The 15,372-nt window shown below is 34.4% G+C and carries 8 protein-coding genes; 6 read left to right on the plus strand and 2 right to left on the minus strand.

What is annotated here, in order from left to right; genetic code table 11:
• The first annotated feature begins 66 nt into the window (after positions 1-66).
• A complete protein-coding gene (locus H593_RS0117920) occupies positions 67-1,080 on the plus strand; it encodes a glutamine synthetase beta-grasp domain-containing protein (protein WP_028873683.1) in 1,014 nt (337 codons plus the stop codon).
• 65 nt (positions 1,081-1,145) lie between these two features.
• Here H593_RS0117920 and H593_RS0117925 read toward each other — a convergent pair whose 3' ends face one another.
• On the minus strand, positions 1,146-2,087 hold the full coding sequence (locus H593_RS0117925) for a calcium/sodium antiporter (RefSeq protein ID WP_028873684.1): 942 nt from the start codon (positions 2,085-2,087) through the stop codon (positions 1,146-1,148).
• A 235-nt stretch (positions 2,088-2,322) separates the two neighbouring features.
• Between H593_RS0117925 and H593_RS0117930 the strand changes: the two genes are divergently transcribed.
• Together H593_RS0117930 and H593_RS20310 are read left to right on the plus strand one after the other, a co-directional pair.
• Complete coding sequence (locus tag H593_RS0117930) at positions 2,323-2,721, plus strand: BlaI/MecI/CopY family transcriptional regulator (protein WP_028873685.1); 399 nt, start codon at positions 2,323-2,325, stop codon at positions 2,719-2,721.
• A 6-nt stretch (positions 2,722-2,727) separates the two neighbouring features.
• Positions 2,728-5,259 (plus strand): M56 family metallopeptidase, encoded by a 2,532-nt coding sequence (locus tag H593_RS20310; protein ID WP_084142374.1) that lies wholly within the window; start codon positions 2,728-2,730, stop codon positions 5,257-5,259.
• A gap of 505 nt (positions 5,260-5,764) precedes the next feature.
• Here the strand turns inward: H593_RS20310 and H593_RS0117945 are convergent.
• On the minus strand, positions 5,765-7,759 hold the full coding sequence (locus tag H593_RS0117945; RefSeq protein ID WP_028873686.1) for a T9SS type A sorting domain-containing protein: 1,995 nt from the start codon (positions 7,757-7,759) through the stop codon (positions 5,765-5,767).
• Between the two features lie 605 nt (positions 7,760-8,364).
• Here H593_RS0117945 and H593_RS0117950 point away from each other — a divergent pair.
• From H593_RS0117950 to H593_RS21080, 3 genes are all read left to right on the plus strand, one after another.
• Complete coding sequence (locus H593_RS0117950; RefSeq protein WP_028873687.1) at positions 8,365-8,517, plus strand: hypothetical protein; 153 nt, start codon at positions 8,365-8,367, stop codon at positions 8,515-8,517.
• A gap of 1,406 nt (positions 8,518-9,923) precedes the next feature.
• Positions 9,924-14,258, plus strand: coding sequence for a beta strand repeat-containing protein (locus tag H593_RS20315; RefSeq protein ID WP_051229822.1), 4,335 nt, complete (start codon positions 9,924-9,926; stop codon positions 14,256-14,258).
• Positions 14,259-14,311: 53 nt separating this feature from the next.
• A partial coding sequence (locus tag H593_RS21080) for a hypothetical protein (protein ID WP_169338386.1) occupies positions 14,312-15,372 on the plus strand: 1,061 nt, incomplete at its 3' end.

Consider the following 15,372-nt stretch of genomic DNA (forward strand, 5'->3'; position numbering starts at 1 on the left):
TTTCTTTTTGACATAAACTTAAAAAATTTAATATTTGCACTTTAAATTTTAAAATCTTAAAACAGTATGAGCAAATCAAAGCTAGAATACATTTGGTTGGATGGTTATAAACCAACTCAAAACATGAGAAGTAAAACTAAAGTTGAAAATGATTTTAGTGGAAAATTAGAAGATTGTCCAATTTGGTCTTTTGACGGTAGCTCTACAAAACAAGCCTCGGGAGGGGCTTCTGATTGCTTGTTAAAACCCGTAGCTATTTATCCAGATCCAGCAAGAGAGAACGGTTACTTAGTAATGACAGAAGTTTTAAACGCAGATGGAACACCTCACATTTCCAATGGAAGGGCAAGTATTGATGATGACGATAATGATTTCTGGTTTGGATTTGAGCAAGAATACTTCATCATGGATACCGATACTCAATTACCATTAGGCTTTCCTATTGGAGGTTATCCTGGTCCACAAGGAATGTACTACTGCTCTGTTGGTGGGAGACACACCCATGGTAGAAATTTTGTTGAAGAGCATGCCGATTTATGTATTGCAGCAGGATTAAACTTTGAAGGAATCAACCAAGAAGTTGCTTCTGGACAATGGGAATATCAATTGTTCGCAAAAGGTGCAAAAACTGCGGGAGATGAAATTTGGATTTCACGGTATTTATTAGATCGTTTGACTGAACAGTACGGTTATTATATTGAGTACCATCCTAAACCTGTTAAAGGGGATTGGAATGGTTCTGGTATGCACGCAAACTTCTCAAATACTGTCTTAAGAACTTGTGGTTCTCAAGAAACTTATGAAAAAATATGTGAAGCCTTTAGACCTGTTGTTAAAGAACATATCGCAGTTTACGGTGAGTTTAATGATGAGCGTTTAACTGGTTTACACGAAACGGCTTCTATACACGACTTTAGTTATGGTATTTCAGATAGAGGTGCGTCCATTAGAATTCCTATTATTACCGTAGAGAAAGGATGGAAAGGATGGTTAGAAGATCGTCGTCCAGCATCTAACGCTGATCCATACAAAATTGCAGGTCGTATTATTAAAACCGTTAAATCTGCTAATATAAGTTAGATTTCAAAAGCTCTTTTTGTTCATAAAAACGTCTTCTTATAATAAGAGAAGACGTTTTTTTATACTTAAGATTTAAATGCTAGAAAGATAAATACGCCATAACCAACGACTAACAAAAGACCTTTATATCTTGATATTTGAAATTTATTCGGAATAATAATCAATGGAATTAACACTGCCGAAAAAGCCAACATCCAAAAGATATCTTTATCTAAAATTGAGGCGTCTGTAACCGGTATCGTTTTTATCATTGACGTTAATCCCAAAACCGAAGCTATATTAAAGATGTTAGAGCCAATTAAATTACCTAATGATAAGGCTTTTTCCTTCTTAACCGCTGCAATTACAGAAGCTGCCAATTCTGGAACACTCGTACCAATAGCAATTACAGTTGCCGCAATAACAGCATCACTAACCCCTAATCTAATAGCAAGATCTTTTGCGCCATCAACCAACCACACAGACCCAAAATAAAGAGCTGCAGCACCAATAAGTAACCATAGTACAATTTTAAAATTAGAAACTACTGCTAAACTATCATCAACCTCCTCAACTACAGTATCCTTTTTTGCAGACCTAATAAGTACTACTAAAAATATGATTAGTCCTACAAATAAAATACCGCCTTCAATAGCTATGAGCTGATTGTCATTCCATAAAAAATAATAGAGCGCGATAGAAAACAACATCATAACTGGCCAATTGAGCTTATAAAAGGAAGGATCTACCACAATAGTACTCACCAAAGCGGTAATTCCTAAAACTAAACCAATGTTTGCAATATTAGAACCAATAACATTATTTAAAGCAATAGCTGGAGAACCCGTAAGTGCTGCATTTAAACTCACCAATAACTCAGGAGCAGAGGTTGCAAAACTTACAACAGTCATTCCAATGACCATCCTAGAGATACTTAATTTAAAAGATAGAGCAACAGACGATCGTACTAAGAACTCTCCTCCTATAACTAGTAATAACAATCCCAAAATGATCCAAACTACACTCATACAATCTCTTTTCTAAACTTTAAAAATCATCATTATTTTAGTCTTGCGAAGATAGTACAATTTCAATATTGATAAAACATCTCCATTAACAAACCTGAAAACTTAATTTTTAGTAAAATAACTATATATGTAGTTATATAACTATAAAAATAGTTATACATTTATGGGATTATTAAAAATACTATAATTTTAATTATTAGATTCCCATTTCCATGGGAACGAAAATATATTTTCGATGCAAAAACTAACAACTAAAGAAGAAGAAATTATGCACATCCTTTGGAAGCTCGAAAAGGGTTTTGTAAAAGATGTTCTCGCAGAAATTCATGAAGACAAACCTCACTATAATACATTATCTACAACCATAAGGCATCTTGAAGAAAAAGGTTTTGTAAGCTACAATGCCTTTGGGAAAACACACCAATACTTCCCTATTGTTGACAAAGAGGCTTATAAAGAACGGTTTATGACTACAGCAATTGAAAATTATTTCAATAATTCTTATAAAAATGTAGTCTCCTTTTTTGCTAAAGAAGAAAAAATAAGTGTTGATGAATTAAAAGAAATTATCGCTTTAATTGAAAAAAAGAATCGCATGCCAAACCCTTCCCTACAGGAAGGGCCTAAAAACTAAATATCTATGGAATATCTATTAAAAGCATCTGCAGTTCTCTTTATTTTTTACGCCTGCTATCAATTGTTTTTGCAGAAAGAAACTTTTTTTCAAGCCAACCGATGGTTTTTACTTTCGGGATTGATCATCGCTTGTTTAATACCGTTGGTTGTCATTCCTATTTATATTGAATATACGGTAACGAATACCTCTAATTTTTTGATTACTAATGACGTATCTGCTACTGAAGTCATCGCAGAAGAACCATTTGATTATATGCAACTCACTATCTGGATCTACTTTGCGGGCACCTTATTTTTTTTCGGAAAACTAATCGTTAATTTTTTATCCCTTCGGAAGGTTTTCAACTCAAGTACAACCAAATCACTAGGTTCCTTTAAGTTAATTGAAACCAACCGAAATATTACGCCTTTTTCATTCTTTAATCGTCTAGTCTATAATCCAAATCAATTTAAAGCAGAAGAACTCGAACACATCATCAATCATGAGAAAGTGCACACCAAACAATGGCACTCTCTGGATACCTTGATTTCTCATATTGCTTGTGTTCTATTTTGGTTTAATCCAATTGCTTGGTTATACAAAAGAGCCTTACAGCAAAACTTAGAATTTATAGCAGATCATGAAGCTCAGCATGCTTCGCTTTGCGAGAAAAGTTATCAATCTGTGTTGCTTAGAACAAGCTTACAATTAAATCAATTGCCAATTACAAATAATTTTTACACCTCATTAATCAAAAAACGAATCGTTATGTTACACCAATCAAAATCAAACAAAATTAATAAACTTAAAATGATCTTTGTAATTCCTTTATTAGGAGTCTTTATGATGAGTTTTAATACTGAGGATGTCTATGTTGAGATTGATCATAGAGACTCCGTTGAAAATGAGGTAACAAATAAAATTCAAGACCACTTAAACGTCATATTTAGTAAAGATAATACTGATGAGTATTTATTACTTACAAAAAAGCAACTCTCAAAAAAAGGCATCACTTTTAATTACAAAGGCATTAAAAGAAATAGTCAAAATGAAATAACAGCAATCAAAGTTTTTTTTGAATCATCATCCAACAGTACCGAATATAAAGTAAGCGGAAAAGAGCCTATAAAACCATTTTCGTTTAAAATTGATGAGTCATTTAGCGTGACCACAATAGGTAAAGAAGATGGTAAATTTATGTACACGGCAGAAAATGGGGAAACTATAGTCCAATCTACAGGAACTAATTTATATACTATTAAGAAAACTGATTCGATATTTATCGAAACAAAAGGCCATAATTTGATAAAAGAAAAAGACTCAATTTTAACAAATAGTAACTCAAAAAATCAATCATGGATAAGTAAAGATGGTACAAAAACAAATATCAATGCTTCAGAAAATGGTAAAATAAGACTAATGACAACCCAATCTAAAGCTCCATTATTTGTACTTAACGGTAAAATTGTAGAAAAGGCGGTATTTGAAAATCTAGATCCAGATCACATTGAATCTGTTTTTGTACTAAAAGACAAAATGGCTACTGAAAAATATGGAGATCGTGGTAAAAATGGTGTTGTAATTGTAAAAACAAAAAAAAGAAATCCTTGGGTTATTGGAGACACGTTTGAAGTTCAAACCTATAAAATTAGCGAACCCAACGATTCAATTACTAACAAGTTTGAAGAAGGGATTTATAAAAAAACAAACGAAGCTACAACTTATAAATTTACTTCTGAGGGAAGTTACACTAGTGAGCCTATATTTATTGTTGACGCACAAGAAGTAACCAAAAAAAAATTTAAAGGTTTGACACCTGATAATATTGAATCATTAGATATTTTAAAGGACGAGAAAGCTTTAAAATTTTACGGAGAAAAAGGAAAAAATGGCGTTATAATTGTCAAAACTAAAGCGTTTAGTGATGCTGTAAAAAAATATACCATTAATAATTCTAAGGAAATTATTGGATACGATGACAAAAGTAAAAATCCCATTTACATTATAGACGAGCGAGTTGTGTCGGCAACAGAATTTAAATTGGTACATCCTGATAACATAAAAAGTATGACCGTACTTAAAAGTAAAAATGCACTTGCCGTCTATGGAGAAAAAGGCAAAAATGGAGCTGTAATCATTATTACAAAATCACCAAATTATTTAAATAGAAACAGTGAATCTAAAATAATAGAAGTAAAAAAAGACAGTCCTTGGAAAGTGACAACAACTCAAGTCACAGGAGTCTATTACACGGGTGACAACGGAGAAAAATCTGCAGAATTAGTAATCTCGAAAACTTCTACAGATTCATTTTTAGAAAAGCAAAAGCAAGAACTAAAGAAACATGGTATCGATGCCAAATTCTCAAAAGTAAGACGAAATAAAGCTGGTGTAATTACAGGTATAAAAATCTCACTGAATGACGACAATGGCAGCAAATCGAGCGCTTCTTGGAAAGGTGAAAAAAAAGGCATTCCTGATATTTTTATGGGAAAATCTAAAGATGACTCTCTTGTACTAAGAGAAATAGGTGATTATTTCACTACAAAACAATAAAAAACCTTCAGAAATTAATTTCTAGAGGGTTTTCTTATTTAAGTTATCTGGCCTATTGTTTAATTTACTATCGGCTTCTTAACCGTTTGCTTATGCCTTTGTTGGTGTTTTTTTTACCAACAAATCTAACTTGACTCTCGTAAAGAATGAATAACTGTTGGTGAAAAACACCAACAGTGGCAATAGAAAAATATAAGCTTTGAGAATAAAATGATTAAAGCATAGAACCCCTTAGAAGTTGAAATCTGAAGGGTTTACTTTTTTAAAGAACCTCATAACTATTTAATCTTTGCCTTTGTTGGTTTTTTTTTACCAACTAATCTCACTTGAACCTTGCAAAAAATGAATAACTGTTGGTGAAAAACACCAACAGTGGCAATAGTAGCAATAGTGGAAAACACCAAAAATGGCTTATTGAAAAAAGTAATTAGAATTCCTTATTAAAAACCCTTCAAAAATTAAATTCTTGAAGGGTTTGTTTATTTTAATTAGTCTAGCCTACCACCTAATTCACTATCAGCTTCTTAACCGTTTTCTTATTTTCCGAAGAAATAGATAGAAGATAGATACCGCTTGCTAGGTTTAAATCAATTGCAGTGTCTTCATTATAACTAAAAGAACTAAGCAATTTTCCTTCTATAGAAAACACTTGCACATCTGCTTGTGCATTAAGTCCTTTGATACTAATTGTATTTGTTGTTGGGTTTGGATACACACTAATTTCATTTAAACCGAACTCTAAAACACTCAGCTCTTGATCCCATATTTGTCCGACATTATTTCCCCAAATATATTCTACTAAATCTGGCTGATCTATAAATGGATTTCTATTAAACTGCCATGTATACACCACATTATTACGATTCATTTCATAATCATCTGGTGGATCATTTCTATGCCAATCTAATAAGATTGCTACATCTCCCAATTCTCCTGTACCATTTTCGGGATAACCATTAACAACTTGCAATCCGTTATATCTAATTTCCATATATAATACACTTCTCGCAACATCACCATAAAAGCTGGCTGCTGTTCCTGTAGGTCCATCATAACCTCCTAAAGTTGGATCTCCATAATGTTTATTGTTACGTGTACTGTTTTCTATTGCATCTGCAGCGCGAAGTGCATGAGCATCGGAATTACCATGACGTAATGAATCTGCTTTTGTTGTCCAAAAGATATCTTTTCCGTCTGCAATCCCATCCTCTTCTATATCAAAAAAGCCTCCTCGAGATCTTGGATACGTATGTTCTCTATTCCATTTTTCAAAATTATCTGAACTCGATTGCGCGTCTAATTTTGAACGTCCTATTTCTTTGTACAATAGCCAAACCTCATTACTGTTTAGTGGGTTTTGATCTGCTTCTCTCAAAATATCAAAAACATCGGCATAGGTTTGTGCTCTTACAATATTTGGATTTGCTATAATATCTTGGAGCGCTTGTCGCAAATCCTCATCTGCTAATCCATCAAGTAAATTATAATAACTATTAGGCTGAGTCGTTGTTACATTTCCGAAGGTAGGGTTTAAAGGTGTACCAAAATTAGACATTGTAAAATCATTATCTACAATACGAATCTCTAAGTTGTTATTGAGTGCTAGATATTCTGCTGGTAAGCTTTCAAAACGCACTCTAGTAACTTCATCGCCTTCATCATCAGCATCATCTATTAATGTAATTGTTGTGGACGCTGTAGTTTGATTTAAAGGAATGGTAATGGATGTATTTCCCGTAAAATCTGAAGTATTGAACCCAAGATTATCGAGTACAATATTAAAGTTGAGTTCTTGTGTAACAGGAGTTTCCAATGTAAAAGAAATGTCAAAGGCGTCAAACTCATTATACTGTTCTTGCGCGATAGCCATAATGATACCATTAAGCACTACTCCACTTCCATCGTTTAACGCTCTTGGAGTTGGCGTCGTTGACATGTATGTCACGATACCATCCATATCAACGAAACGTTGGATAGAATTAGGATTATTTCCTGCTCCTTCATTAATTTGCTCAATATTGGTAAATCTTGGATCTTGGCTAAAAATATCAATAAAGTCTTGGTCATCTGAATCTGAAGTATCATAAAGTAATACATCCACTAAATTATCAATAGTAGCGATAGTCTCTTCAGGAAAATCAAAATCACTAGCTTGATAAACAGCAACTGCGTCTGCTCCGTTTTGAATAATGTTTTCTGCAATTAAAAATTGAGGCACAGGACTTACAGAGTTACTACCTATGAGTAATAATCCATTAATATCTGTCGTAAAACCATCTAAGTCAACAGTGAAATAACTAGAGTTATTCCCTGATGAGGACCCATTGAAGAAAACAACAACATAGCCATCTAAAGGGAAATTTGGAGTTTCAGACAAGAGCTCTAAGAATTCCATATTTTCTGCTCCTGGTGAATCACAATCTAATTCATTGATTACAATTTGTCCATAAGAAAACTGCGTTACGTAGAAAGATAAAGCAAAAAGTAGTATTTTTTTCATGTTTTGAATTTTTACAAATGTAATCAACTCTTAATTCTATTTGTGATTATCGCTCTAAGAAATTAAGTTTAACAAAATAGCCTCTATTTTAACTTAAAATCAACCGTAGTAATTTTTAAAAATGAAATTATAAAAAGGCGAAACATTCAAAAGTTGATCATTTTAAGATCAATTATCCCTTGGTTTAAATAAAAAGGACAAAAAAGGCCCTTGGGTTATTACAAATAATAACATAAATAATACTTTTATATTTCAATTTAAAACATATAACAAGTAAAAAATATAAATATTGAAATAAATTACGTTATTTTAATTATAATTTAATATTCAATTTCATAGATTTATTATAAACGTTGGGTAAATGAGTTTCTAAGTCTATATATTGAAAACTCAATCAATAATCAAAATCAATTATTAACCTCTAAAACCCAAAATCATGATGAATTTTGCAAAATTAATTATCGATATTCTTTTTTCGATTAACTAAATCAACCACATGACTGTAAAACTTAGTCTAGAATAAGTTTTACAGCATTTTAAAAAGATCTTTCTATTTCAAAATCCTTAGTTTTACACTTAGATAGTAATCTACCAATCTTATGTGTATGAAACAGAATCTCTTTAAGGCACTAGCCAAACTCAATAAATCACTCTTACCTAGTTTTTCAAAACAACAGCTAGACCTCAGTAAAGCCACTAAATTTCAATTAGCCATTATTGGTTGGAGAATTTATGTAACTATGCGTGCTCTGGGGTAGAAAATACAAGTTAACTATCAAAAACTATAATTTCAATTTTTAAATTAGAAATCGTCTAAAAAACCTGTGCAGTTATACATTAACACATATCCTTTTTAAAAGATATAGAGTTTAATAGTTTCTGCACAGTCTTTTTAGTAAAAGAAAAAGTATGTAACCAATATTTAGCGCTCCGTTAAATAATAAACACGGATAGCAATAAGTCAAATGATATTATCCATCAAATTTTGTTTATATCAAAATTTGATTATTCTAATATTTTATCTCCTTATAGAAGTCAAATACGGCATATTGTTGTTTTTGAGCAATTTCATCTACAAAAAACAAAACGCTCCTAATCTAAATTAACTCTTCTCGAAGTCTTTAAAGATTCCTTTTAAGGAGACTTAATTTGTATGCATTTCCAATTCACTTCTTTAGAAAGGACTTCGCTTAAATAAGTAGCAAATTCATTGTATACTGGTTGATTATTTGCACACAATACTGATCTCTTAACTCAAGCAACACCAATTGTGGAAGTCATCTACATCAACAGAAGTCTGTCCCACTATAATACCTAAAAACAAATTTATAAGTTAGCATAAACCACTGCTAATTGGATAAAAAAAATGGATATCTAACAGTTTTATATTTACAAATAATAAGCGTAATTAATTTCTTCATAGTCCATTAAATAAGAGACAACCAAGTATCAATTAAACTAAGTAAAAATCTAGTGTAAAGCATATCCCTTTAACTTTGTAAACAATGTGCCTTAACGAACAAAATCACATAAAAGTGTTCGTTGGCTGCTTTAATTGGTAGATAGAGGATATTAAAATTGATTACCACTTGAATACATGTAGGTTCGCATTACAAATAACTCACATTGTTTAATATAGGTTATAAACATTGCTAAAAAATATAATTTAGGACACTCCTTATAATCACTAACTAGACCGCTTAATAACCAATTACAATGAACAAAAAATTACTTTTCAGACTGCCAACTCTCATACTAGTATTTTTTATAAGTCTAAGTTTTAGTCAAACACTTGAACTAGGAACACTTCAACCTTTTAGAATTTATGCTGGATCGGGAGCAGTCACAAACGTTGGTACCTCTGCAGGGAACGCTGGAATAATTAGCTGTTTTTTACCAATTGAATGTTACAGCACGAATAAAAGAGATTTTTTTCTAATAATCTAAAAAAAGTGCTTATCGTCAGTAAACTGTAACTCAACGCTTTTCGTTTGTCATCAATCGAAAATTGAGAAATAACTTATAATCGAAGCGTACTTTCATCCACGGATAGTGTGACAAAAAAAATATTACGATCCGTTGTTATTATTTAATTATAACAAGAAATCAGAAATTTAGGACCCTCTGTATAATTACTAACTAGACCGCTTAATAACCAATTACAATGAACAAAAAATTACTTTTTAGCTTAACAACTATCGGACTATTATTTTTTTCAAGTCTAAGTTTTAGTCAAACACTTGAACTAGGGACACTTCAACCTTTTGGAACTTTTGCTGGATCGGGAGCTGTCACAAATGGCGGCACCTCTGCAGGAGATGCTGGAACAAATGCTGGAATAATTAGCGGTATCGGATTTGATTCTGCAAACGGATACACTGGCTCAACGTACACTAATGACCCGACAACCGTTCAGGCTAGAATAGATCTTCTTAGGGTATACATACATCTTGATGATGTTTTTGTAACAGAACCTAGTACTCATTTGCCTGCTTTTGGAAGTGGAGAAACTATTTCACCTGGCGTTTATTCGATAGGTGGCGCTGGATCTATAGCTGGTGCTCTTACTCTTGATGGAGGAGGAGATCCTAATGCTTTTTTTATATTGAAATTTGAAGGAGCACTTACAGTAGGTGCAGGTTCAACTATCACTTTAAGTAATGGAACACGTGCTGCTAATGTTTTTTGGATTTCTCAAGGAGCCATTTCTGTTGCAGCATCAAGTGCTATGGAAGGAACTTTATTTGCACACCCTGGAGCTGTTACTCTTGGTGTGAATAGTACCATAAATGGAAGACTCCTTACTTCTGAAGGCGCTATAACTATTGCGGCTGGTGGTGAAGTAATTATGCCTATTGGCAACAGCACCATTCCAATAAAATGTTTAGGTGACTGTTCTTCTGCCGCTGCTGTTGATATTTTAGGAAGTCTTAAGGGTTTTGCACTTTTTACTAGTTTTGGTGCTGTAGCAAATGCTGCGACATCTGGAATAGTTGGTGCTATTGGCACAAATGGTGGTGCTATAAGTGGTTTTTTAACTTCAACTCATACAAATAGCGACCTCACTACAGGAATTTTTTATAATTCAGATGCTGTTACAGCACAAGCCGTAATAGATTTAGATAACGCTTATGAGTCACTTATGGCTTTACCAAATACGGAAACTGGACACACGCCAGCTTTTGGAAGTGGAGAAACGATAAATGCTGGGGTTTATTTTATAGCAGGAGCCGGTTCTTTAGCAGGTACTATTACCTTAGATGGTCAAGATGATCCCAATGCAATATTTGTTTTTAAATTTGCAGGGGCATTTTCAGTAGCAGCACAATCAAGAGTGATTTTAACTAATGGAGCGAAGCGTTGTAATGTTTTTTGGCTTGGTGGAGCCGGAGTTCCAACTGGTGCCGTTTCTATAGGAACTTTCACTTACATGAAAGGAACCGTTATTTCTCATGGTGGAGCCTGTACCGCAGGAGCAAATACAAGTGTGGAGGGAAGAATGCTTTCTACAGGTGGAGCAATTGGGTTTAGTACAGGTGTAATTTATACTGACACACTTTGCTTTGATGATCCTGTTGATTCAAATCCATCTATTGCCTTGGTAAAAACCTCAAGCGTGAGTGGGACGGGAACCCTAGGAGATGTAATCACTTATACCTTTACCGTTGAAAATACTGGAGATACCACTTTGACTAATATCGAAGTCACTGACCCAATGTCAGGATTGACCATCACTGGAAGCCCAGTTACTTCTTTGGAAATAGGAGCTTCTAGCTCAGCTATCTCTGGCGCATACACAATTACTCAAGCCGATATTGACACAGGAAGCGTAACCAACTCCGCTTTAGCTACTGCTCAAGATCCTGAAGGAAATAACATCACTGATACCTCTGGTACAACAATTAACAATGACACACCAACGGTAACACCCTTGACCAAAACTCCAGTCATTGCATTAGTAAAAATAGCAAGCGTGAGTGGAACGGGAACTCTAGGGGATCTAATTACCTATACCTTTACCGTTGAAAACACAGGTAATACGACTTTGACTAATGTCACAGTAACTGACCCAATGATAGGATTGACGATCACTGGAAACCCAATTACTTTTTTAGAAGTAGGAGGTTCTAGCGATGTAATCACAGGTACATACACCATTACTCAAGAAGATATTAATACAGGAAGTGTAACCAACTCGGCTTTAGCTACTGCTCAAGATCCAGAGGGAAATGACATCACTGATATCTCTGGTACAACAAATGAAAATGACACACCAACAGTAACAAAATTACCAGCAATTGCATTAGTTAAAAGTGCCATAGTGAGTGGAACGGGAACCCTAGGAGATATTATCACCTATACCTTTACCGTTGAAAACACAGGAGAAACTACTCTAACTAATGTCGTGGTAACCGATCCAATGGAAGGATTGACGATCACTGGAAGCCCTATTGATTCTTTGGAACCTGGAGATTCTAGCGATACAATAACAGGAACATACACGATTACTCAAGAAGACATTAATACAGGAAGTGTAACCAACTCGGCTTTAGCTACTGCTCAAGATCCAGAAGGAAATAACATCACTGATATCTCTGGTACAACAAATGACAATGATACGCCAACAGTAACAACCTTAACTCAAAATCCAGCCATTGCATTAGTTAAGAGTGCCGTAGTAAGTGGAACGGGAACTCTAGGAGATATAATTACTTATACCTTTACCGTTGAAAATACAGGTAATACTACTTTGACTAATGTCACAGTAACTGATCCCATGGAAGGATTGACTATTACTGGAAACCCAATTTCTTCTTTGGAAGTGGGAGCCTCTAGCGATGTCATCATAGGTACATACACGATTACTCAAGAAGACATTAATACAGGAAGTGTAACCAACTCAGCTTTAGCTACTGCTCAAGATCCTGAAGGAAATGACATCACTGATATCTCTGGTACAACAAATGAAAATGACACACCAACGGTAACAAAATTACCAGCAATTGCATTAGTTAAAAGTGCCATAGTAAGTGGAACGGGAACTCTGGGGGATATAATCACCTATACCTTTACCGTTGAAAACACAGGAGAAACTACTCTAACTGATGTCGTGGTCACTGACCCAATGGAAGGACTGACGATCACTGGAAGCCCAATTGCTTCTTTGGAACCTGGAGATTCTAGCGATACAATCACAGGAACATACACCATTACTCAAGCCGATATGGACACAGGAAGTGTAACCAACTCAGCTTTAGCTACTGCTCAAGATCCTGAAGGAAATGACATAACTGATATTTCTGGTACAACTAAAGAGAATGATACGCCAACCGTAACAACCTTAATTCAGAATCCAGCCATTGCATTAGTTAAGAGTGCCGTAGTAAGTGGAACGGGAACCCTAGGTGATCTAATTACCTATACCTTTACTGTTGAAAACACAGGAGATACTACTTTAACTAATATCACAGTAACTGATCCCATGGAAGGTTTGACAATCTCTGGAAGCTCAATTGCTTCTCTGGAAGTGGGAGATTCTAGCGATGCTATCACTGGAACATATACCATTACTCAAGAGGATATAGATGCAGGGAATGTAACCAACTCGGCTTTAGCTTCTGCTCAAGATCCTGAAGGAAATGACATAACAGATACCTCTGGAACAACAAAGGAGAATGATACGCCAACGGTAACAACCTTAGTACGAAACCCAAACATTGTATTAGTTAAGAACGCCATCTTAAGTGGAACAGGTGTCCTAGGAGATATAATTACTTATATATTTACAATTGAAAATACCGGAGATACTACATTGACTAATGTCGTGATAACTGACCCAATGGTAGGATTGATAATCAATGGAAACCCAATTACTTCTTTAGCACCAGGTACTGCGACTATAGCACTAGGTAGTTATACCATTACTCAAGATGATATTGATGCAGGAAGTATATCAAACTCGGCTTTAGTTACTGCTCAAGATCCTGAAGGAAATGACATCACTGATATCTCTGGTACAACAAAGGAGAACGACACGCCAACAGTAATAACACCCGTAGTCTTACCAGACTTTACGCCAACAATAGCCATTGATGAATTAGGTTTTTTAGCTGCAGGATCAACAAAAGATTTTGTTGTGAATATATCTGAAGTTAAAGGTGCGTCCTCAAATGGACAAATAGTTCTTACAATCACAAAAGGAAGTGCATTTCTTATTACCTATGCTGCTAATACGACCAGTTCTAATGTGAATGATGGTGTTCAAGTTAATAATAGTGATTGGATAATAACTGAAAATTCATTCATAATAACAATGATATTAAAACCAGGTGTTATAATTGAAGCAAATACATTTTCATCTATTGGCTTTACTGTAAAGCGAGAATTAGATATACCGACTCAAACTACGCAGCCAATTACAATTACAATTACAAATGGTTCAGGAGAAGATAGTCAGACTTTTAATAACACCTACAACATTGTTATTAAAGCTCAATAATTATGATCATAGTTTATCACCTAAAAAAAATGTCAATATCAAACAATAAGATCATGAATACTACTCTATATAAATTAATGTTATTGTTATTTACTGTATTTATGTTTATTCCAAAAGGATATTCACAAAAAAATGCAGATCCTGGAATCGGAATTTTAATGAGTCCTTCAAGTGTTTCTGAAGGTTCCACAGGGATTTTGAGTGCTACTGTTGGTAACTATGGTAACCAAACTATAGCTCAAAATTCATTACGAGTCACAATTAGTGTTGGTGGCAATACTGAAATTATAGGAATTGCTTCAGGAACCGATACACGTTGGAATCAACTGAGTTTAACAACTGGTTCTGCAAACACAATAAAATTAACAAATTCAGGTGGAGGTTTTAATTCATTTGATGTTGGAAGTATTTTTCTTACTGTAAGAGGTAATGTGGTGAGTGATAACGATGTAATTTTAGGGAACATTGTATATATTACAGCCCAAAATCCTGAATTATGTGAAGGTTGTCCTTCACCTCCTCTAAATACTTCCCAAGGGAATGCTATTAGTTCAAATGATAATTCACAAACAGGTTTGGCTGTAACCTGCGATCAGCAATATGAAACTGTAAATGTTGATTCATGTACCGAATCAGAAGCAGGAACAGTTGTAACTACTGAGACTAATGACGCAGGCTGTGACTATGAAGTAACGACAATCACCACTTGGATTGGACAAGCAAATGAGACGGTTAATATTGATTCGTGTATCGAAGCAGAAGCAGGAACAATCGTAACTACTGAGACTAATGAAGCTGGCTGTGACTATGAAGTGACAACAATCACGACTTGGACTGGACAGCTAGATGAGACGACCAATGAAATAACTTGTATCGAAGCAGAAGCAGGAGCCGTAACAGTAACAATGATTAATGCTTCAGGCTGTACTTATGAGGTAACAACAATTACAACATATGTAGGAGGCGCAGGTCTAACAATCAATGAGACCACATGTATCGAAGCAGAGGCAGGAATAGTATTATCTAACGAAACTAATGCCGAAGGCTGTGATTATGAAGTAACAACAATCACGACTTGGATTGGACAAGCAGATGAGACTGTAAATATTGATTC

The sequence above is a fragment of the Psychroserpens burtonensis DSM 12212 genome (genome assembly GCF_000425305.1).
Taxonomy (GTDB): Bacteria; Bacteroidota; Bacteroidia; order Flavobacteriales; family Flavobacteriaceae; genus Psychroserpens; species Psychroserpens burtonensis.

Excerpts from the sequence above, each read along its gene's own strand:
- H593_RS0117920 (WP_028873683.1), top strand. The coding sequence starts at position 67 with ATGAGCAAATCAAAGCTAGAATACATTTGGTTGGATGGTTATAAACCA.
- H593_RS0117925 (WP_028873684.1), bottom strand. The coding sequence starts at position 2,087 with ATGAGTGTAGTTTGGATCATTTTGGGATTGTTATTACTAGTTATAGGA.
- H593_RS0117930 (WP_028873685.1), top strand. The coding sequence starts at position 2,323 with ATGCAAAAACTAACAACTAAAGAAGAAGAAATTATGCACATCCTTTGG.
- H593_RS20310 (WP_084142374.1), top strand. The coding sequence starts at position 2,728 with ATGGAATATCTATTAAAAGCATCTGCAGTTCTCTTTATTTTTTACGCC.
- H593_RS0117945 (WP_028873686.1), bottom strand. The coding sequence starts at position 7,759 with ATGAAAAAAATACTACTTTTTGCTTTATCTTTCTACGTAACGCAGTTT.
- H593_RS0117950 (WP_028873687.1), top strand. The coding sequence starts at position 8,365 with ATGAAACAGAATCTCTTTAAGGCACTAGCCAAACTCAATAAATCACTC.
- H593_RS20315 (WP_051229822.1), top strand. The coding sequence starts at position 9,924 with ATGAACAAAAAATTACTTTTTAGCTTAACAACTATCGGACTATTATTT.